General features: G+C 58.9%; 21 protein-coding genes. 8 read left to right on the top strand and 13 right to left on the bottom strand.

Features of this window, described 5'->3' with window-relative positions:
* Nucleotides 1-6 precede the first annotated feature (6 nt).
* The 8 genes from AEP_RS18725 to AEP_RS18690 form a co-directional block, all read right to left on the bottom strand.
* The gene (locus AEP_RS18725; protein ID WP_087496797.1) at nt 7-777 is read right to left on the bottom strand and encodes an ABC transporter ATP-binding protein; all 771 of its coding nucleotides are present in this window, start codon (nt 775-777) and stop codon (nt 7-9) included.
* A 59-nt stretch (nt 778-836) separates the two neighbouring features.
* Nucleotides 837-1,922: a branched-chain amino acid ABC transporter permease gene (locus AEP_RS18720; protein ID WP_087496796.1), complete on the bottom strand. Its 1,086-nt coding sequence runs from the start codon at nt 1,920-1,922 to the stop codon at nt 837-839.
* Nucleotides 1,923-1,935: 13 nt separating this feature from the next.
* Nucleotides 1,936-2,865, bottom strand: coding sequence for a branched-chain amino acid ABC transporter permease (locus tag AEP_RS18715; protein WP_087496795.1), 930 nt, complete (start codon nt 2,863-2,865; stop codon nt 1,936-1,938).
* 224 nt (nt 2,866-3,089) lie between these two features.
* Nucleotides 3,090-4,385 (bottom strand): replication-associated recombination protein A, encoded by a 1,296-nt coding sequence (locus AEP_RS18710; RefSeq protein WP_087496794.1) that lies wholly within the window; start codon nt 4,383-4,385, stop codon nt 3,090-3,092.
* A gap of 24 nt (nt 4,386-4,409) precedes the next feature.
* Nucleotides 4,410-5,219 (bottom strand): mechanosensitive ion channel family protein, encoded by an 810-nt coding sequence (locus tag AEP_RS18705; protein WP_087496793.1) that lies wholly within the window; start codon nt 5,217-5,219, stop codon nt 4,410-4,412.
* Between the two features lie 60 nt (nt 5,220-5,279).
* Nucleotides 5,280-5,909 carry an outer membrane lipoprotein chaperone LolA gene (gene lolA, locus AEP_RS18700; RefSeq protein ID WP_087496792.1) on the bottom strand — a complete coding sequence of 210 codons (630 nt, stop codon included), beginning with the start codon at nt 5,907-5,909 and terminating at the stop codon, nt 5,280-5,282.
* A 7-nt stretch (nt 5,910-5,916) separates the two neighbouring features.
* The gene (locus tag AEP_RS18695; protein ID WP_087496791.1) at nt 5,917-8,253 is read right to left on the bottom strand and encodes a DNA translocase FtsK; all 2,337 of its coding nucleotides are present in this window, start codon (nt 8,251-8,253) and stop codon (nt 5,917-5,919) included.
* Between the two features lie 38 nt (nt 8,254-8,291).
* On the bottom strand, nt 8,292-8,966 hold the full coding sequence (locus AEP_RS18690) for a Crp/Fnr family transcriptional regulator (protein WP_087496790.1): 675 nt from the start codon (nt 8,964-8,966) through the stop codon (nt 8,292-8,294).
* A gap of 155 nt (nt 8,967-9,121) precedes the next feature.
* Between AEP_RS18690 and trxB the strand changes: the two genes are divergently transcribed.
* From trxB to rpmG, 3 genes are all read left to right on the top strand, one after another.
* Nucleotides 9,122-10,075 (top strand): thioredoxin-disulfide reductase, encoded by a 954-nt coding sequence (gene trxB / locus AEP_RS18685; protein WP_087497421.1) that lies wholly within the window; start codon nt 9,122-9,124, stop codon nt 10,073-10,075.
* A 193-nt stretch (nt 10,076-10,268) separates the two neighbouring features.
* Complete coding sequence (rpmB, locus tag AEP_RS18680) at nt 10,269-10,502, top strand: 50S ribosomal protein L28 (RefSeq protein WP_087496789.1); 234 nt, start codon at nt 10,269-10,271, stop codon at nt 10,500-10,502.
* Between the two features lie 13 nt (nt 10,503-10,515).
* Entirely contained in the window at nt 10,516-10,686 is a 171-nt protein-coding gene (rpmG, locus tag AEP_RS18675; protein WP_087496788.1) for a 50S ribosomal protein L33, read from the top strand.
* Between the two features lie 237 nt (nt 10,687-10,923).
* Here the strand turns inward: rpmG and AEP_RS18670 are convergent, their stop codons facing one another.
* Nucleotides 10,924-12,138, bottom strand: a complete 1,215-nt coding sequence (locus tag AEP_RS18670; protein ID WP_087496787.1) for a DesA family fatty acid desaturase — start codon at nt 12,136-12,138, stop codon at nt 10,924-10,926.
* A gap of 149 nt (nt 12,139-12,287) precedes the next feature.
* Nucleotides 12,288-13,559 (bottom strand): RsmB/NOP family class I SAM-dependent RNA methyltransferase, encoded by a 1,272-nt coding sequence (locus AEP_RS18665; RefSeq protein WP_087496786.1) that lies wholly within the window; start codon nt 13,557-13,559, stop codon nt 12,288-12,290.
* Nucleotides 13,560-13,575: 16 nt separating this feature from the next.
* On the opposite strand from AEP_RS18665, the gene AEP_RS18660 reads away from it, so the two are divergent.
* The gene (locus AEP_RS18660; RefSeq protein WP_087496785.1) at nt 13,576-13,815 is read left to right on the top strand and encodes a DUF1653 domain-containing protein; all 240 of its coding nucleotides are present in this window, start codon (nt 13,576-13,578) and stop codon (nt 13,813-13,815) included.
* Nucleotides 13,816-13,871: 56 nt separating this feature from the next.
* On the opposite strand, the gene AEP_RS18655 is transcribed toward AEP_RS18660, so the two are convergent.
* Nucleotides 13,872-14,993 (bottom strand): ATP-binding protein, encoded by a 1,122-nt coding sequence (locus tag AEP_RS18655; protein WP_232459870.1) that lies wholly within the window; start codon nt 14,991-14,993, stop codon nt 13,872-13,874.
* 35 nt (nt 14,994-15,028) lie between these two features.
* Nucleotides 15,029-15,769 carry a response regulator gene (locus AEP_RS18650; protein ID WP_087496783.1) on the bottom strand — a complete coding sequence of 247 codons (741 nt, stop codon included), beginning with the start codon at nt 15,767-15,769 and terminating at the stop codon, nt 15,029-15,031.
* Between the two features lie 223 nt (nt 15,770-15,992).
* On the opposite strand from AEP_RS18650, the gene xopAW reads away from it, so the two are divergent.
* Nucleotides 15,993-16,898, top strand: a complete 906-nt coding sequence (xopAW, locus tag AEP_RS18645; protein WP_198301861.1) for an EF-hand domain-containing protein — start codon at nt 15,993-15,995, stop codon at nt 16,896-16,898.
* A gap of 37 nt (nt 16,899-16,935) precedes the next feature.
* On the opposite strand, the gene purN is transcribed toward xopAW, so the two are convergent.
* Nucleotides 16,936-17,529, bottom strand: coding sequence for a phosphoribosylglycinamide formyltransferase (gene purN, locus AEP_RS18640; RefSeq protein ID WP_087496781.1), 594 nt, complete (start codon nt 17,527-17,529; stop codon nt 16,936-16,938).
* Nucleotides 17,530-17,542: 13 nt separating this feature from the next.
* On the opposite strand from purN, the gene AEP_RS18635 reads away from it, so the two are divergent.
* From AEP_RS18635 to AEP_RS18625, 3 genes are all read left to right on the top strand, one after another.
* A complete protein-coding gene (locus tag AEP_RS18635) occupies nt 17,543-18,217 on the top strand; it encodes a YceH family protein (RefSeq protein WP_087496780.1) in 675 nt (224 codons plus the stop codon).
* A gap of 68 nt (nt 18,218-18,285) precedes the next feature.
* Nucleotides 18,286-19,491, top strand: a complete 1,206-nt coding sequence (locus AEP_RS18630) for an acyl-CoA dehydrogenase family protein (protein WP_087496779.1) — start codon at nt 18,286-18,288, stop codon at nt 19,489-19,491.
* A gap of 12 nt (nt 19,492-19,503) precedes the next feature.
* Complete coding sequence (locus AEP_RS18625) at nt 19,504-20,619, top strand: acyl-CoA dehydrogenase family protein (protein WP_087496778.1); 1,116 nt, start codon at nt 19,504-19,506, stop codon at nt 20,617-20,619.
* The last annotated feature ends 62 nt before the right edge of the window (nt 20,620-20,681 follow it).

The following is a 20,681-nucleotide window of genomic DNA, read 5'->3' as shown; positions in this document are numbered from 1 at the left end:
CAATCCTTAGTGGCCGCTCGTGCCCAAGTAGGCCTCAATCACTTTTTCGTTCTTCTGCACGTCCGCAGGTGTGCCCTCGGCGATTTGCTTGCCGTAATCCAGCACCGTTACGCGATCACACAGGCCCATGACCAGTTTGACATCGTGTTCGATGAGCAAGATGGTGCGGTTGTCTTTGCGGATGCGGTCAATCAGTTCACGCAACATTACTTTCTCAGTCGCGTTCATGCCGGCGGCTGGCTCGTCTAGAGCGATGAGCTGGGGGTCGGTTGCCAACGCACGGGCGATCTCAAGACGGCGCTGGTCGCCATAGCTCAAGGTGCGGGCTTTGTAGTCGGCAAACTTGCCGATGCCCACATAGTCCAAAAGTTCTTGGGCGCGTTGAGCAATCGCTGCTTCTTCCGCTTTGAAGGAGCTGGTGCGGAACACGGCGCCCAACAAGCCTGAATGCGTACGGATGTGGCGGCCCACCATCACGTTTTCCAAGGCTGTCATTTCAGCGAACAAGCGGATGTTCTGGAAAGTGCGGGCAATACCGGCTTTGGCCACGGTGTGAACCGCTGTCGGTTGGTATGGTTTGCCGGCCAGTTCAAATTTGCCGCTATCCGGTGTGTACAAGCCGGTCAGCACATTGAAGAAGGTGGTCTTGCCGGCACCGTTGGGACCGATCAGGCCATACACCTGGCCACGTTCAATTTTGATGCCCACATCGCTCAAGGCCTGCAAGCCACCGAAGCGCTTGGAGACGCCGGAGACGTTCAATACTGTATCTGTCATAGGTATTCCAATCAGTTGAAGGTCCCCGCCACACGAATGCAGCGGGAAGCTCGCAAAGTTCAGCTCTTGGCGTTTTGCAGGGATTTGCCGTGCTCAGGCGAAGGCCACAGACCACGGGGGCGCAGCAGCATCACGCTGATCATGGCCAATGCAATCAGCAACTGGCGGAGGATGGAGGCATCTAAGCGGCCATCGGTCATGGTTTGCAGAGGACCAGCGACATAGCGCAGCACTTCCGGCAAGGCCGCCAACAGGACAGCGCCCAGAATGACACCCGGCAGGTGACCGACACCTCCCAGCACCACCATGGCCACAATCATCACGGACTCCATCAGGCTGAAGGACTCGGGAGAGATGAAGCCCTGGAAAGAGGCAAACATGGCACCGGACACGCCGCCGAAAGTAGCGCCCATACCGAAGGCCAACAACTTCATGTTGCGGGTGTTGATGCCCATCGCTTTGGCAGCAATTTCGTCTTCACGGATGGCCATCCACGCACGTCCCACGCGGGACAACTCCAAGCGATGGCAAATGATCACGCTGACCACTACCAATGTCAGGAACAGGTAATAGTACAAGGTCACCGACGCAATCTCAAAGTCGCCGATCATGAGCTTCTTGCCCAGGTTCAGGCCAAAGAAGTGCAGTGAATCAATCTGATTGATACCTTTGGGTCCGTTCGTGATGTTGACCGGGTGATCCAGGTTGTTCATGAACACACGGATGATTTCACCGAAGCCCAATGTCACGATGGCCAGGTAGTCACCGCGCAGACGCAGGGTCGGAGCACCCAGCAACACCCCGAAAATGCCCGCGAGCGCCGCCCCCAAAGGAATGACCAACCATAAAGGCGTGTGCATGCCATCCGGAAACATGGCTGCGATGGCAGGGAAGGTTTCAATCAGGTGTGGCGAGGACATCAAGCCGTACATGTAGGCGCCGATGGCGAAAAACGCCACGTAGCCCAAGTCCAGCAGGCCGGCATAACCGACAACGATATTCAAGCCGAGCGCCAGCAATACGAAAAGCAATGCCATGTCGGCAATGCGCACCCAGGCGTTGCCGAAGCCTTGCAGAACGAACGGCAGAATCAGCAAGCCGGCAGCAGCCAGCAGCATGGTGAAAAGACGTTTTTGGGGGTTCATGTGCGGGTTCTCCTCAAGCACGGTCCGCAACGCGCTCACCCAGCAAACCGGAAGGACGCAGAGTCAGCACAATGATCAACACGATAAAGGCAAAAATGTCTGAGTAGTGGCTGCCCAAAACGCCGCCGGTCAAGGCGCCGATGTAGCCGGCACCGATGGCTTCGATCAAGCCAAGCAACAGTGCACCAACCACAGCACCGGCCAAGTTGCCGATACCTCCGAACACCGCAGCCGTAAAGGCCTTCAAACCGGGCAGGAAGCCCATGGCGTGCTGGGCAGTACCGTAGTTGGATGCGTACATCACGCCTGCGATAGCCGCCAAGACGGCACCGATGATGAAGGTGGCAGAAATCACAACGTCGGGCTTCACACCCATCAGGGCGGCAACGCGTGGGTTCTCAGCGGTCGCACGCATGGCACGACCCAGCTTGGTGTAATTCACCAACCACATCAGGACTGCGAGGGACGCCGCTGTCACACCCAGAATCATGACTTGGGTTGGAGTGATCACAGCGCCGGCGATATCGATCGGGTTACCGGGCAACAGAGTCGGGTAGGACTTGTAGTTGGGCTTCCAGATGATCATGGCCAAAGTCTGCAACAGAATGGACATACCGATAGCGGTAATCAGCGGAGCCAGTTTGGGGCTGTTGCGCAAAGGACGGTATGCGACCTTTTCGATCACGAAGTTCAACGCAGCGGCAACGACGCATGCGATCACCAAGGCGATCAAAAGAATGACAGGGCCTGGAGTGCCGGGCATGGACTCTTGCATCAATCCGATGATGGTCCAACTGGTGAGAGCCCCCACCATCACGACTTCGCCGTGGGCAAAGTTAATCAAATTGATGATGCCGTACACCATCGTGTAGCCCAGCGCGATGAGCGCATACATGCTACCCAACACCAGACCGTTGATGATCTGCTGTATCAAAATATCCATAGAAAACTCCGTTGTTCTTGTGTGCGAACGGCCATGGCCGTTAACACTGGTGGCGTCAGACCATCGAAAGCAATAAGCCTGCCACGTCAGGTTCACTGGCGGTGCAGGCCAAAAGCAGTGCCGCGATTCTAGCGATGTCAGGCTTGGGGGTCTCGGGGGTACAGGGTGGGTTTACCCTTGAGTCTTATGCCGATTCAGCAATTCGTCCCGCATTTCATGCAATATTAGTTTTTCTTCTGATTGCGATCTTTCAAATCCCGTAGCTTCTCAGCAATACGGATTTCCAGCCCCCGTTCCACGGGGCGGTAAAAGTCGGTGTCTGGCATGCCATCCGGCAGATAGCGTTCACCCGCTGCAAAGCCGCCCTCCTCGTCATGGGCATAGCGATAGCCCTTGCCGTAGTCCAGCTCCTTCATGAGCTTGGTCGGCGCGTTGCGCAGGTGCATGGGCACTGGGCGTGTACCGTCTTTTTTCACGAACGCTTTGGCCTCATTGAAGGCCTTGTAAACCGCGTTGCTCTTGGGCGCTACAGCCAGATAGACCACGCATTCGGCCAAGGCCAATTCACCTTCCGGGCTGCCCAAGCGCTCGTATACATCCGCCGCATCCAATGCCAAACGCAGGGCACGGGGATCCGCCAATCCTATGTCTTCAGCAGCCATTCGAATGAAGCGGCGGGCCATGTAGCGCGGATCTGCCCCTCCATCCAACATACGGGTGAACCAATAGAGTGACGCGTTCGGGTCGGAACCCCGCACGCTTTTATGCAGGGCGGAAATCGTGTCATAGAACTGCTCCCCGCCCTTGTCATAGCGCCGCATGCGTTCGCCCAGCACCTTGAGCAGCCATGCATCCGTAATCTCTGGTACTTGCTCCTGGCGGGCAGCAATGGCGAGCGTTTCCAGTGTGTTGAGAAGACGGCGTGCATCACCATCTGCATACGCAATCAATCGATCAATTGCTATGCTTTCAATAGCTGGTAGCGCATATTCCGTCTGCGCTTTCAGCACAATTTGCTTCAAACTCTCAGCATCCAGAGGCTGCAACACGTACACCGCTGCACGCGACAGCAAAGCAGAATTCACTTCAAACGACGGGTTCTCGGTGGTCGCACCGATGAAGGTAAATAAGCCACTCTCCACATGCGGCAGAAACGCGTCCTGCTGGCTCTTGTTGAACCGGTGCACCTCGTCCACGAAGACGATGGTGCGACGCTGCTCGAGGCCATCACGCGCATTCAGGGCCTGATCCACCGCCTCGCGGATTTCCTTGATTCCGCCCAACACCGCACTGATGGTGATGAATTGGGCGTCAAAGGCGTCGGCCATCAAGCGCGCGATCGTAGTCTTGCCCACGCCGGGCGGCCCCCACAGGATACAGCTGTGCGGTTGGCCCGACTCGAAAGCCAGACGCAAGGCCATGCCCTCCCCCAGCAGATGCTGCTGGCCGATGACTTCACCCAGCGTTTTGGGGCGCAGCAGTTCGGCCAGTGGCTGGTGTTTGGATGGGGAAGTTGCCACAGGGATGCGTCAGGCCTTCAGGCGTTACAGATTGCGATGTGCCACCGGCGTTTCAGGCACGGGGTAGCCGGCTGCACCGAAGGTCTGCACCACCGCTTTATGGGTGTCGAAATACACCTGCCAATAGTGGTCGGTGTGGGTGTAGGGGCGCACGCACAGCAATGGCCCTTCGGGTGTGAACTGAAGAATCTCAATGTCCGGCGCAGGCGAAGTAGCCACGTTCGGAATCGCAGTGACGGCCACACGCAAGCGAGCGATCGCATCCTGGACGTCTACGCTATGCGCGACCTTGGCCACGCAGTCCACACGGCGATGGGGCAAGGCGCTGAAGTTCTGGATAGAGCCAGAAAACACGGTGTTATTGCCCACAATGGTGACCACGTTGTCCGGCGTGATCAGCGTGGTGCCGAAAAGGCCCAGCTCTTTCACCGTACCGGTGATACCGCCTGCGGTCACAAAATCGCCCACCTTGTAGGGGCGCAGCACCTGCATGAACACACCTGCTGCAAAGTGGGTGAGCAAACCGCCCCAGGCGGTGCCGATGGCCAGACCTGCACCCGCCAGCAAAGCGGCGAACGACGTGGTCTTGACGCCGAAGATATCCAGAATGGCGAGGATCAACACAATGTTGAGCAACACCGAGATGATGGAGGTCAGGTAGTTGGACAGGGTCAGGTCCACCTTGCCGCCACGCTGCAACCCCGCCCCGAGCAGCCGCAGAGCCATACTGATCAGCCAGCGGCCGATGATCCAGGCAGCCAAAGCACCCAACAATTTCAGGCCGAAATCAGCCCCTTGGGTCGTCAAAAAATTCCAGATGACTTCTGTATTCATACGCAATCTCCCTCAGATAGAGGCCAAGCCAACATTTTCTGGCTGGCCCCGATACACCGTCTATTGACGGACAACATCCGCCCCAGCGGGCGGCTTGAACTGGAATAGTTCAGGGTCCGTAACGGGGTTGCTCTGGAATCCGTTGAACGTCAGCACTGATTTCTGGCCAAAAGTGTCAACTATTTCAAGTATTTCGAGCTTTCCTTGCCGGAATCCGACCCGCACACTTTGCAACTGGCTGTCTTTGGCCTTGGGTGCGCCCTGCACCCATTGCAGACCATCTTTGTCTGGGGAATCAGCGAGATTGAAATCCGCCTGCAGAGCCTTGATGTCTGCCGACGATGCAATCAGTGCTGCTGGCGTGGAGCCTAGGGCTTGGGCTTGTTTGCGTGCAGTGACCTGGTTCAGATCCACGTCATAGAGCCACAGCGTCTGCCCATCTGCGACGATGGTTTGCTCAAAAGGCTTCTTGTAGGTGAACTTGAAACGCCCGGGGCGCAAAAACTCGAAGGTGCCGCTGGAGACTTTGCTTCGGGCGACCTGCCCTTCCTTGGCAGGCGCTGTGACGACTTGGCTGAACTCCGCTTTCCCCGACTTGACGCCCTTGATAAAGGATTCCAAGTCATTCAAACCGGTAGCGCCCGCAGATAGTGCGCAAGTAGCTATAAAAAAAGTAGCAAATCGCTTCATGCAAACCTTATTCGTTGCGGCTCGGAACCAGAATATCTCGCTGCCCACTGCCGCTCATGGCACTGACCAGCCCGGCCTTCTCCATGTCCTCAACCAAACGGGCGGCGCGGTTGTAGCCGATCTTCAGGTGGCGCTGCACCAATGAGATGCTGGCCTTGCGGTTCTTGAGCACCACCTCAACCGCCTGGTCGTACATAGGGTCTTTTTCGCCGCCGCCCTCTTCACCGCCGGGACCGTCTTCACCTTCGACGGTGCCACCTTCCAGCACGCCCTCGATGTAATCCGGCTCACCCTGGCTTTTGAGATAGCTCACCACGCGGTGCACCTCGTCGTCGCTCACAAACGCGCCGTGCACACGGACCGGGAAACCAGTGCCGCTGGCCATGTACAGCATGTCCCCCATACCCAGCAAGGCTTCAGCCCCCATTTGGTCGAGAATCGTGCGGCTGTCGATCTTGGACCCCACCGAGAAGGCAATGCGGGTCGGAATGTTGGCCTTGATGAGACCCGTAATCACGTCTACGCTGGGACGCTGGGTGGCGAGGATCAAGTGGATACCCGCCGCACGCGCCTTCTGGGCCAGCCGCGCGATCAGCTCTTCAATCTTCTTGCCCACCACCATCATCAAGTCCGCAAGCTCATCGATGATGACCACGATGTGCGGCAGGCGCTGCAGGGGCTCTGGGCTTTCAGGGGTAAGACTGAAGGGGTTGTAAATGAACTCGCCTTTGGCTTTGGCCTCGTCGATCTTGGTATTGAAGCCGGCCAGGTTACGCACGCCCATTTTGCTCATGAGCTTGTAGCGTTTTTCCATCTCAGCCACGCACCAATTGAGGCCATGCGCCGCCTGCTTCATGTCAGTGACCACGGGTGCCAACAAGTGCGGAATGCCTTCGTACACGGACATTTCCAGCATCTTGGGGTCGATCATCAGCAGGCGCACATCACGCGCCTCCGCCTTGTACAACAAGGACAGAATCATGGCGTTGATACCCACCGACTTGCCGGAGCCGGTAGTACCCGCCACCAGCACGTGCGGCATCTTGGCCAGATCGGCCACGATGGGGTTACCGATGATGTCTTTGCCCAGACCCATGGTGAGCATAGATTTGGCTTCGTTGTAGACCTGCGATCCCAGAATTTCAGAGAGACGAATGCTCTGCCGCTTGGCGTTTGGCAACTCCAGCGCCATGTAGTTCTTGCCGGGGATGGTCTCCACCACACGGATGGACACTAGGCTCAGGCTCCGCGCCAAGTCTTTGGCCAGGCCCACAATCTGAGAGCCCTTCACGCCCGTGGCGGGTTCGATCTCGTAACGGGTAATAACCGGGCCGGGTTGGGCCAGCACCACACGCACTTCCACGCCGAAGTCCTTGAGCTTTTTCTCGATCATGCGGCTGGTCATTTCCAGCGTTTCGGGGGACACCGTTTCCTGCCGTACTTGCGGATCATCCAGCAGAGCCACTTGCGGCAACTTGCTGTCCGGCATTTCGCTGAACAGGGGTTTCTGCCGCTCTTTGGCGACCCGCACGCTGGGCGGCAGCTCTACCAAAACGGGCTCAATCACCACCGGCGCCGGTGGCGGGTGAACGATCAGTTCTTCACCACGCTCTTCGAGGAAAACCTCTTCCCGTTCCCGAACCGCCAGCTGCCCGAGCTCGCGGTCCTGTGCTTCTTCTTTTTTCTCACGCCGGGATTCGACCAAAGAATACAAAAAGCTGCCGATGCGTTCAGCCACACGCGGCCACGAGAAATTGAACACCCAAGATACACCGACCAAGCCCAAAACAATGGCAATCAAGCCGGAGCCGGCGAAACCCATCCAACGCACGCTCCACGGGCCCAACAATTGCCCCATGGCTCCACCGCTGGCTCCGGGCAGCATCAGTTCCAGGCGATAGAGGCGCGCCCACTCCAAGGAGGTACTGGCATACATGAGCAAAAACAAGCCACCCCAGAACATCCAGCGCCGCTGACGATGATTGACCACAGAAGCAGCCTCCACGTCTTCGTCTCCGCGAAGCCGGTCTGCCAACAAAGACAACCAGACACGACCTGCAGCAGCCACACACCACCACACCGAAAATCCGAACAGGAAATAGCTCAAATCCGACCACAGCGCACCCAAACGACCCACATGGTTATGCGTGGGCGCACCGGAGCCGGATGTCGACCAAGCGGCATCCTGCACGGAGTGGCTCAACAGTGCGATCAGCCACAAGGCCAGCAAAACAAAGCCGACCACCAAAGCAATTTCGTTCGCAAATCGGCTCAGGCCCGGGGCGGAAGGTTCTGGCGCCTTCTTGCGGGTCGGTGAATGAAGAGTGTGGAGTGAATAGGTCATGTCATGGTGCGCAACGGCTTAGCGTTGCGCAAGCGGAATCAACGTGGCTTGGAGCGTCGCTCCCACACCCGTATACCGCCATCTTTGTTGGTTTTGATGAAGCCCTGGTCTTCGAAGTCCTTCATCACACGACTCACCATTTCACGTGAGGCGCCGACCATCTTGGACAAGTCCGAACGGGACACTTTTTCACGGATCAGCATTTCACCTTTGTCAATGGGCTCCGCCATGTCCAACAACACGTTGGCCACGCGTCCATAAACACCCATCAACGCAAGCGACACAATCTTCTGGTCCGCCGTGCGCAGGCGTTGCACCAACCCGCGCATCACAGCACCGGCAATGGCCGCATTGTTGCTGACACAGCGGGTGAAATCATCTCGCCCCAGCACCAGCACATCCATCTGGGTTTCGGCCTGAACCGTGGCCGAATGGGCTTCGTTATCAATCAGGCTCATCTCACCGATATAGTCACCTGCCTTCAGCGTAGCCAGAATGACTTCTTTGCCCTTGCTGTCGGTCATCACCACATGCGACCGGCCGGACAGTATCAGAAACAGCGCGTTGGAGTTATGCCCTTGCCGGACGACGTCCTCCCCTTTTTTGATTTTGCGTTTGGTGACATTTGCCGCCAGATCGTCAATCTGCTCCTGAGTCAAATTGGCGAAAAGGGGCACCCGTCGAATCAAATCCTGGTTGCTCAACATTGCCATTGATTGGGGTTCCTGCTTGCTAATGTGCTGCTTCTTACAATCAAGGGTCCGGCTGCTAGCAGCCTTGCAGATCCCGCAACAGCATCCATATGGAAAGCTGTCCCACCGAACTGTACACGGCTCGGTTCACGATTTTCGTAGAAGAAGGTTACATCATGTCTAACATCAAACACGCCAAGGTAATGATCCTGGGCTCCGGTCCTGCCGGATACACCGCTGCCGTCTACGCGGCGCGTGCCAATTTGAATCCGGTCTTGGTCACCGGCAATGCCCAAGGCGGCCAACTCATGACCACCACGGAGGTGGACAACTGGCCGGCCGATGTGAATGGTGTGCAAGGCCCCGAACTGATGCAGCGCTTTCAGGAACACGCTGAGCGTTTCAAAACCGAGATCATATTTGATCACATCAATGCGGTAGACCTCACCAAGCGCCCTTTCACCTTGAAAGGCGACACAGACTCTTACACCTGTGACTCTTTGATCATCGCCACCGGTGCCTCTGCCAAGTACCTCGGCCTGCCTTCCGAATCCGCATTCATGGGCCGTGGGGTTTCCGGCTGTGCCACCTGCGATGGTTTTTTCTACCGCAATGAAGTGTGCTGCGTGGTGGGTGGTGGCAATACTGCGGTGGAAGAGGCACTCTACCTTTCCAACATCGCCAGCAAGGTGTACCTGGTACACCGCCGCGACAGGTTCAAGGCCGAACCTATCTTGGTGGACAAGCTGATGGACAAAGTTGCGGCAGGCAAGATCGAACTGAAAACCTTCAAGACCCTGGAAGAAGTATTGGGCGATGCGTCCGGCGTTACCGGCATCCGCCTCAAAAATGTGCATGACGGATCCACAGAAGACGTGACGCTCAAGGGTTGCTTCATTGCCATCGGCCATGCACCGAACACAGAGATTTTCCAAGGGCAACTGGAGCTGGAAAATGGCTACATCGTGACCCAGGGCGGCCTCAAGGGGTTTGCGACCCAAACCAGCATTCCGGGCGTCTTTGCTGCCGGCGATGTTCAGGATCACGTCTACCGCCAGGCGATCACCAGTGCCGGAACCGGCTGCATGGCCGCGCTGGACGCTCAGCGCTATCTTGAGCAGCAGGAATAGGGAAATTGGCGCGGTCCTGCAGGACCCGCTATAATTTGAGGCTTTGCTGAATTCGCCCCGTGAGGGGCCGCCCTTTCATCGAGGGGTTTGGCAAGTTCCGCTGAGTTTTCAGCGGGGGGTTACCGCCACCCTTTCTCTTGGCGAGGTGAGGCCGGCGCACTTTTGTACCGGCCGTATCAATCGGAGTGTCCACATGGCACGCGTATGTGAAGTAACGGGCAAAGGCCCCATGGTCGGAAACAATGTTTCCCACGCCAACAACAAAACCAAGCGCCGGTTCCTGCCGAACCTGCAATACCGCCGTTTCTGGGTGGAGTCTGAAAACCGCTGGGTTCGCCTGCGTATTTCTAACGCCGGCCTGCGTCTGATCGACAAAAACGGTATCGATTCTGTGCTCGCCGATCTGCGCGCACGTGGTCAAGCTTAAGGAGTAAAGCACCATGGCAACCAAAGGCGGACGCGAAAAAATCAAGCTGGAATCCACAGCTGGCACCGGTCACTTCTACACGACCGACAAGAACAAGAAGACCATGCCCGAGAAGATGTTGATCAAGAAATTTGATCCCGTTGCTCGCAAGCACGTCGACTACAAGGAAATCAAGCTGAAGTAATTCACGCTTGCCTTCATAAAAAGCCCGCCTTGAGCGGGCTTTTTTACGTCCATTGCTTTTGCGCTCTTTCGCTCCGAACGAGGTGGTGAGTGCGCCGGCTTTGCTTCGTCCCTCCCGCCCTGCGGGCTCCCCTCCTTGACCTACGCAAAGCCGGCGCACTCGGCACCTCTCGCAATAGGGAAAAATACAAGCGCAAAAAAGCCCGCCTAGGCGGGCTTCAATGCCGAGAGGCGAAGCTTAAACGCGTGCTGCGCGCAGCTTCATGGAAAAGTCACGCAAAGCGGCAATGCCACTTTCTTCCGCGCGGTGGCACCAGCCTTGCAGGTCCTTGGTCAACTGTTCGCGGGACACGCTGGTGTTGAGCCACATCTGACGCAGCTCTTCACGCATGGTGACCATCTTGTCGAGCACTGGAGAAGCGGCGCGGGCTTGGGCCAACTGAGGGGCAGCAGCTGCAGGCACCTTTTCCACATCGCGGTGCATCCAGCGCTTGGCGGCTTGGATCATGGCGGCATCCGCACTGCGAGCCTTCATGGCTTCCAGCTCGTCACGAGCAGCCTGGCGAACGCCCTTGGCGTAGGTCGCCATGATTTCGTAGCGGTTTGCAATGAGCGCTTCCAGAGTCTTCTCGTCAGCCACAGGGCGGACGTCGCCGTAGGCAGCTTTGGGAGGCGTCTTTTTGACCTTGGCAAGACCCAAGGCACTCATGATGGAGATGTACATCCAGCCGATGTCGAACTCGTAAGGCTTCACCGACAACTTGGCGGATGTGGGATAGGTGTGGTGGTTGTTGTGCAACTCTTCGCCGGCAATGATGATGCCCCAAGGGGAAATATTGGTCGAAGCATCAGGTGCTTCGAAGTTGCGGTAACCCCAGTAGTGAGCCGCACCGTTGATGATGCCGGCCGCAGTGATGGGCGTCCACGCCATTTGCACCGCCCAGACGGCCAAGCCTGCAACGCCGAACATGAACAGGTCAATGATCATCATCAAGCCCACGCCCTGCCAAGAGTAGCGGGTGTACAAGTTGCGCTCGATCCAGTCATCCGGGGTACCGTGGCCGAAACGGGCCATGGTTTCCTTGTTTTTGGACTCGGCACGGTACAGCTCAGCACCCTGGAACAACACGGTCTTGATGCCGTGGACGTGAGGGCTGTGTGGATCTTCCGCCTGCTCGCACTTGGCGTGGTGCTTGCGGTGGATGGCAGCCCACTCTTTGGTGACCTGACCGGTGGTCAGCCACAGCCAGAAACGGAAAAAATGAGAGGCAATGGGGTGCAGGTCCAGCGAGCGGTGCGCTTGGTGGCGGTGCAAAAACACGGTCACGCTGATCATGGTCACGTGGGTCAATGCCAGGGTAAACAGCACCATCTGCCACCAGGCGATATTCCAGGCACCGTGGGCCAGCCAATCAATTGCTGCGTTCAGCACAGCCCAGTCAGGTAAGAACATAGTTCGCTCAATCTCTCAACGAGGTTTGGTTATGTATGACAAGGGGACGACGCACACCCCCTTGTGAAGCCGCTATTTTAGATGCAGCAGTCAGTTTTAGCCAGATAAATCAACGTGAAGTTAAAAAACATTAACTTTCGTCAAAAGATTCACTTCTTTTGCCAAACCGCTGCGAAAAATCCGTCGGTTTGATGCAAATGTGGCCACAAACGCAGATACAACTGTCCGTTATTGCCCCCGCTGCACAGGCTTGGTGCATTTTCAACCTTGAGGTTGGAAAGGACTTCCCCAGCCGAGAGAGGTAAAAATTCCGGGTTAGCCGCAGAAAACGCATCCGCAATCGCCTCGTTCTCTTGTGGCAAGACGCTGCAAGTCGCGTAGACCAAGCGCCCGCCGGACTTCACCATACGGGCAGCGCTTTGCAAGATGGCAGCTTGCTTCAACGCCATTTCTTCCACGCCCGCCATGGTCTGGCGCCATTTGAGGTCCGGATTGCGGCGCAAAGTTCCCAGTCCGGTGCACGGCGCATCTACCAACACGCGATCCAGCTTGCCGGAGAGGCGCTTCACGCGGTCGTCGCGCTCATGGGCAATCGCTGCAGGATGTACGTTGGACAAGCCGCTGCGGGCCATACGGGGCTTGAGCGCGTCCAAGCGATGCGCGGATGTGTCGAAGGCGTACAGGCGCCCGGTGCTCCGCATGGCGGCGCCCAGCGCCAATGTCTTGCCACCGGCGCCTGCGCAGAAGTCCACCACCATTTCACCTCGCTTGGCGTCGACCAGCATGGCCAAGAGCTGGGAGCCTTCGTCCTGCACTTCAAAGTCACCACGCAGGAAGGCTTCGTTCTTGTTCAGGGCCGGCTTGCCGGCAATGCGCAGCCCCAAGGGGGAAAACGGCGTGGGCACAGCCTTGATGCCGGCTTGCTGCAGTTCTTTTTGTACATCTGCACGCTTGGCCTTGAGGGCGTTAACGCGCAAATCCAAGCCAGCGCCCAGATTCAGGTTTTCGACCAGAGGCCAAAAACCATCCCCCAGCTGATCTTTCAGGGGCTGCACCAGCCACTCCGGCAAGTTGTGGCGATGGCGCTCCATCAGGTCGTCAGGCTTGACGGCTTCGCACTGGTCCAGCCAGCGCTTTTCCTGGTCCGTCAATGCGCTACGCAGGAAATCGCCGGGGCCATAAAAGCCCAGAATGGCCAAACGGCGCTCTTTGGGGCCGCTGCCGGAAGGAGCAAGGTGGTCAAACAGCAGTTTTTTGCGGAGGACGGTGTACACCGTTTCCGCCAATGTGGCACGCTCACGCGGTCCCAAGCCGCGGTTGTCACGGAAGAAACGGGAGACGATAGCGTCTGCAGGGTGGTCGAATTTGAGGGTGAGCCGGACCAGTTCGGTACAGGCTTCAAGCAGGGCTTTTGGATGCATAACCTAGTATTGTCCCATGTTCGATGAAAAACTACCCCCTCTCGTGATCACCCCGCCCGGCCGCTATCGCCATTACAAGGGCATGGAGTACCAGGTGCTGGACACGGTGCGCCACAGCGAAACCTGTGAACCCATGACGCTGTATCGCGCTCTGTATGGCGAACAAGGCCTCTGGGTCCGACCCGCAGCGATGTTTCTGGAAACGGTGGTGATTGAGGGGGTAGCGCAGCCCCGCTTCACCAAGATTGATGGCTAAACTGATCTCTAGCGCCCGCGGGATATGCGCAAGCAGCTCCTGATTTGATAGCGTTTTCAGATGACCGGCAAGGCCAACTCGGCCTCCAAGCCACCATGCGGGATGTTTCGCAGTAGCAGGCTACCACCGTGCTGCCGGGCAATGTCATGGGCTGCGGCCAGGCCCAAGCCAACCCCGCCGGTATGCCTATTGCGCGAGCTTTCCACCCGGTAGAAAGGCTGCAAGACCTTGGTGAGTTCGCCTTCGGGAATGCCGGGGCCCCGGTCCCGCACCAGCACCCGCAGAGTTTTGTCTGCTAGTTCCAATTGCACCTTGGCCCCACCGCCGTAGCGCACGGCGTTGTCCAGCAGGTTATTGAGGCATCGCCGCAGTGCGCTGGCCTGGGTGCGCACGGGGGGAAACCCCTGCAAAGTAGTGGCCTCCACGGACACGTCGTGACCACAGTCCTGCTGGTCATGCGCGAGACTGCTGACCAGAGAAGCCATGTCCATGGGCTTCCAGGGTTCCGCATCCGCTGCCCCGCGCAGATAATCCAAGGTCGCGCGGATCATCGCGTCCATCTCGGTAATGTCTTTGGCAAAGCGTTGACGTTCCGCCTCGTCTTTCAATGACTCTGCCCTCAGCGCCAAGCGGGTGAGCGGCGTGCGCAGATCGTGCGAAACCGCAGCTACAAACTGGTCGCGCTGCTCGAGCTGCGCTCGGATGTGCTGCTGCATCTGGTTGAACACCTGCGTGGCCTCACGGCACTCCAGGGTGCCTGTCTCAGGCAAGGGCGCTCGGTGGATGTTATGGCCCAACTCACGGGCAGCACCGGCAAGCCGGCGCACCGGGTCGGAGAGCCAGCGCGCCCCCACCCAAGCCGCCAAAAGCAAGGCCCCCAAACGCACCCCGATGTCCAGCAGAATTCCGGCAGGCGGCGGACCACCGTGGGGCCCCGGTCCGGGATGAGGAGGAGGCTCCGGCAGTGCTTGACCCTGCAATCCCGTGCCAGCATCCGCAATAGGTGTGGCAAATGCCATCTGCTCACCGGGTGCGCCATGCGGAGGAAAACCCGGCTTGAAGTCGGGCCGCATTTCAAACAGCAGGGTCAATGCCAGCACATGGCTACTGAGCACCGCCACAGCCAATAGCAACGCGAGACGTCCGAACAAGGTATCCGGCACGCAACGCGCGGCCATCCCCTTCCATCGTGTAAGCCATGCCGTCGAGGCCCTCATACCCGCCAAGCCATCCGCCCTTGCACCGACTGCACATTGAACATGTAGCCCGCTCCGCGCACGGTTTTGATCATGGAAGGCTCGTCGGGGTCATCCGCCAGCTTCTGCCTCAGGCGGGACACCAGCAAGTCGATGCTGCGTTCAAACGCGTCCATGGCCCGGCCGCGTGCCTGCTCCATCAGCTGGTCACGACTGAACAAACGGCGTGGTGTCTGCAAAAAGGTATTCAGGAGCCTGAACTCGGCGTTTGACAAGGCCACTACCAAGCCGGTTGGCGACACCAGCGTACGTTCCTCGCGGTGCAGCTCCCAGCCGTCAAAGCAGACCACATCACTGCGTGCCACATTCGGGGCGACCTCTTTGGCGCCTTGCGAGCGGCGCAGCACGGTGTGGATACGGGCGACCAGCTCACGCGGCTCAAAGGGTTTGCCCATGTAGTCGTCCGCCCCGTTTTCCAGCCCCATGATGCGGTCAAACGTGGTGGTCCGGGCGGTGAGCATGATCACCGGGATCTGGGAGCGTTCACGGATTTCGCGGGACAAGGTGAGCCCGTCCGTGCCGGGCAGCATCACATCCAGCACCACCAGATTCACCGCATGGCGGGCCAACTGGGCGCGCATGCTGTCTGCGTCGCAAGCCGTGTGCACCTCGAAGTTGAATCGACTGAGGTACTCGCCCAACAGCTCGGTGATTTCGGCGTCGTCGTCAACGATGAGGATGGATATCTTGGTATGCATGGACAGTCCCTTCGGCCCGCTCAGTGTAGAAAACCACCCGCCTCGCAAAGCCCTGAATTGGCAGGTGTGCGGCCCGCTTCTCAACGCTTGAAACCGCCTTTTGTATCAAGCCCGGTACAAAGCCGACAAACCGGCGATACCTCCGCTTTCAAGAATCAAGCTGTCGCTCGGCTCCATCGGTTCCGGGTGGCACTTCACCCACCTACCGAGAAAGGAAATGACCATGAGCACCATCAGCGGGGTCAGCGGTTCCAGCAATGCCTGGGCGGCAGTCAGTGCACAACGGGCCCAGCACCAGGCGAAGATGTTCGCCAAGGTCGACACCGACAGCAGTGGCAGCGTCGACCAGACCGAACTCAGCAGCATGTTGAGCGATATCGCCAGCAAAACTGGCACCAGCCTGGGCGACAGCAAAGAACTGTTCACGAAAATGGACAGCAACTCCGACGGCAGCCTCTCCAGCGATGAGCTGGACAAGGGCATGAAAGACCTGATGCCGCCTCCGCCCTCGACCATGGACTTCGCCCAGTCCCGTGGCATGGGTGGCAGCAATGGCAGCCAGGACGACTTGTTCGCCAAGGTCGATACCGATGGCGACGGCTCCGTCAGCAAGGACGAGCTGCAAGTGTTGACCGACAAAATCAAGGCTGATACCGGCCAGGATGTCAGCCAGGACTTCAGCCAGCTCGACACCGACGGCAGTGGCTCCTTGTCGCAAACCGAGTTCGATGCCGGCCGGCCCCAGCCACCTGAGGGTTCCCAAGGCAGCAGTGGCACACAAGGTGCGCATGGCCCCGGTGGACCGGGCGGACCGCCCCCCGGTGGCGGGCATGGCGGTGCCGAGAAAACAGAGTCCAGCAACAGTGCGACCTACGACCCCTTGGACACCAACCAGGACGGCACGGTGTCAGAGATTGAGCGCTTGGTGGGAGAAATCAAGAACGCGGTGGCTTCGCTGTCGGGAAGTGACAGCGATTCCGGGACAGACAGCACGTCGTCTGCATCTGCGACTGACACGGATGACAGCAAAACCAGCGCTGTGATTGCCAACCTTGCCAAGCAGATCTATGCCCAAGTCGCGCAGGGTCTGGGCGGAAGCACAAGCAGCCTGCTCAGCGCTTCAGCATAAAAAGTGCTGCTAGCGCAAACGGAATGTGCGCTGGCAGCTACTTTTTTGATAGCAGCGTCGCAACCGCCTGGGGGTAAATGCGGTGCTCCTGCGTGAGTACCCGGGCGGCCAGTGCGTCTGCTGTATCGCCAGACAACACGGGCACCACGGCCTGCTCCAAGATCGGTCCATGGTCCAGCTCAGGCGTCACCAGGTGCACGGTGGCACCGGCAAATTTGCAACCGGCATCCAGCGCCCGTTGGTGCGTGTTCAAGCCGCCAAAAGCCGGCAACAGCGAGGGGTGAATGTTCACCAGACGCCCGGCATACTTCCCCACAAAGCCCGCGGTGAGGATGCGCATGAACCCGGCCAGCACCACCAGGACGGGTGCCTGCGGCGTGTCGTAGCGGTCGATCACCTCAGCCAAGGCGGCATCAAACGCTTCGCGGTCAGCATAGGTTTTGTGGTCCAGCACATGGGTATCCAGACCCTGCTCTTTGCCGAACACCAAGCCGCTCGCGGTGCCTTTGTTGCTGATAACCGCCGCCACACGGGCGCCATAACGGCTCGCCCAGTCTTCTTTTTGGGATGCGCGCACGATGGCAGCCATGTTGGAGCCACCGCCAGAGATCAAAATCACGATGTTTTTCATAACTGGCTGAATTATGACCACCCCCCTCCTGCTCACCCCTGTCGAAGCCCGCGTGCTGGCCACCCTGATGGAAAAAGCCCGCACCGTGCCCGACAGCTACCCCCTGACCCTGAACAGCCTGCTGCTGGGCTGCAACCAAAAAACCAGCCGGGAGCCGCTGATGGAGCTGAGCGAGTCCGAAGTCAGCAATGCCGTCGACAGCCTGCGTGAGGCCGGACTGGTGCACGAGACCAGCGGCGGACGCGCCGTCAAGTTCACCCACAACGCCCAACGGGGTATCGGTGTGCCTGAACAAAGTGCTGTGTTGCTGGGCCTCTTGATGTTGCGCGGCCCGCAGACGGCCGCCGAGCTGCGTCTGAATGCCGAGCGCTGGTACCGTTTTGCCGACACCTCGTCGGTCGAAGCGTTTCTGGACGAGCTGCAGGAACGCAGTGAAGAAAAAGGCGGCCCCTTGGTCATCAAGCTGGACCGCGCACCCGGGGCCCGCGAACAACGCTGGGCCCACCTGATGTGCGGGCCGGTGGATGCCAGCGCGGCGGTGGGCTGCCGGTCCGGCGCTGCAATGGGCCCGGCAAGCGTGGAGCTTCAGGCCCGTGTCACGCAACTGGAAGCGGAGGTTGCCGACCTGCGCGCCACCGTACAAAAACTGTGCGCCGAACTCGGAATGTCACAACCCGGACAAGAATAAAAGAACGACCGTGCTAAAACACGGCGTAAAGTTCTGTTGAACCTGATAACGAGACCGAGGAGACTGCAATGGATCTGGCATTCACGCCTGAGGAACAGGCTTTCCGCGAGGAGGTGCGCACTTGGGTGACTTCCCACCTGCCCGCCGACATCGCCCACAAAGTGCACAACGCCCTGGAGCTGACCCGCGAAGACCACCAGCGATGGGCCAAAATTTTGGGCGCCAAAGGCTGGCTGGGTTTCGGCTGGCCCAAGGAGTTTGGCGGCCCCGGCTGGACGGCCATCCAAAAGCATTTGTTTGAAGAAGAATGCGCGCTCGCCGGTGCGCCAAGGGTCATCCCCTTCGGCCCGGTGATGGTGGCGCCGGTCATCATGGCCTTTGGCAACGCCGAACAGCAACAGCGCTTTTTGCCCGGCATTGCCAGCGGCGAAGTCTGGTGGAGCCAAGGCTACAGCGAACCGGGCTCCGGCTCGGACCTGGCCTCGGTCAAGACCCGCGCAGAGCGCCAGGGCAACCAATACATCGTGAACGGCCAGAAGACCTGGACCACGCTGGGCCAGTACGGCGAGTGGATCTTCTGTCTGGTGCGCACCAGCAATGAAGGCAAGCCACAAACCGGCATCAGCTTCCTGCTGATCGACATGAGGAGCCCCGGCGTGACGGTGCGCCCCATCATCATGCTCGACGGCGGCCACGAGGTGAACGAAGTCTTTTTTGATAACGTGGAAGTCCCGGTGGAGAACCTCATCGGTGAAGAAAACAAGGGCTGGACCTACGCCAAACACCTGCTCAGCCACGAGCGCACCAACATTGCCGACATCAACCGCTCCAAGCGCGAGCTGGAGCGCCTCAAGCGAATTGCCAAGCGCGAGGGCGTGTGGGAAGACAGCCGCTTCCGCGACGAAATCGCCAAGTTGGAAGTGGACGTCGTTGCGCTCGAGATGATGGTGTTGCGCGTACTGTCCGCTGAGAAGAGCGGCAAGAACTCTCTGGACATTGCAGGCTTGCTAAAGATTCGTGGCAGCGAGATCCAGCAGCGCTACAGCGAGCTGATGATGCTGGCTGCCGGCCCATTTGCCCTGCCGCTCATCCGCGAAGCCATGGAAGCCGGCTGGCAAGGCGACGCCACTGCCGGAGCCCTGGGTGGCTTCCCCGGCGGTGAAGTGGGCAATGCGCCCTTGGCCTCCGCTTACTTCAACCTGCGCAAGACCACCATCTATGGCGGCAGCAACGAGGTGCAACGAAACATTGTGGCTCAGGTCGTCCTGGGCTAACGGGAGAAGAACATGGACTTTGATTTTTCTGACGACCAGGAACAACTGCGCGACGCGGTGCGCAAGTACGTTGACAAGGGCTACACCTTCGATCGCCGCCGCGCGGCCGAAAAAGCCGGTGGCTTTGATGCCGCCGCTTATGCCGAGCTGGCAGAGCTGGGACTTACCGGCCTCTATGTGCCCGAAGACGATGGCGGCATGGGGTTGGGCCCCATCGAAGGCATGGTGGTGATGGAGGAGCTGGGCCGCGGCATGGTGATGGAGCCTCTGGCGCAGAGCCTGATCGCCGGTGCGGTGTTGGCAGGCTATGCGGATGCCGCCACCCGTGCCGCTTGGCTGCCCGGTGTGGCCAGTGGCGAAAAGCTGGTGACCCTGGCCTACCAGGAGCGCGGCAGCCGCTACGCTCTGGATGCCATTGCAGGAAAAGCGCACCAGGCGCCCGGTGGCTATGTGCTGAACGCTACAAAAAGCATAGTAGCTGCCGGCGACAAGGCCGATGCCTACATCGTCTCCGCCAAGGTCAATAGCGTCATGGGCCTGTATTTGGTGGAGCGCGAATCTGCGGGCGTCAGCACCCGGGGCTACAACACCCAGGGCGGTGGCCGCGCGGCAGAAGTCGCCTTCAAAAATGCTCCTGCGACCCTGATCACCACCCAAGGCCAGGCTGCGCTGGAACACGCGGTGGACATCGGCATTGCCGCCACCTGCGCAGAGGCCGTGGGCGTGATGGACAAGACACTGGACATCACCGCCGAGTACATGAACACCCGCAAGCAGTTCGGTGTGGCGATCAGCAGCTTCCAGGCGCTGCGCCATCGCATGGCCGACATGAAGATGCAGCTGGAGCTGGCCCGCTCCATGAGCTACTACGCCAGCCTCAAGCTCAATGCACCCGCACCGGAACGCCGCGCGGCCATGGCCCGCGCCAAATACCAGCTGGGCACCAGCATGCGCTTCATCAGTCAGCAGTCGGTGCAGCTGCATGGGGGCATTGGCGTGACGGACGAGTACATCGTGAGCCACTACTTCCGAAAGCTCACAGAACTGGAAATGAGCTTTGGCGACACCCTGCACCACCTGGGTGAAGTGTCAGCCCGCATGCAGGACACGGCTGGCGTTTTCGCCTGATCTGCGGCGGTGTCCGATAGGCCCGGTTGCTGCGAAGCACCGGGCTTTTTTTCGCCTTTGAC

This window comes from Curvibacter sp. AEP1-3 (genome assembly GCF_002163715.1).
In the GTDB taxonomy this organism is placed as follows: Bacteria; Pseudomonadota; Gammaproteobacteria; order Burkholderiales; family Burkholderiaceae_C; genus Allorhodoferax.
This window is presented reverse-complemented; position numbering and strand designations above follow the sequence as displayed.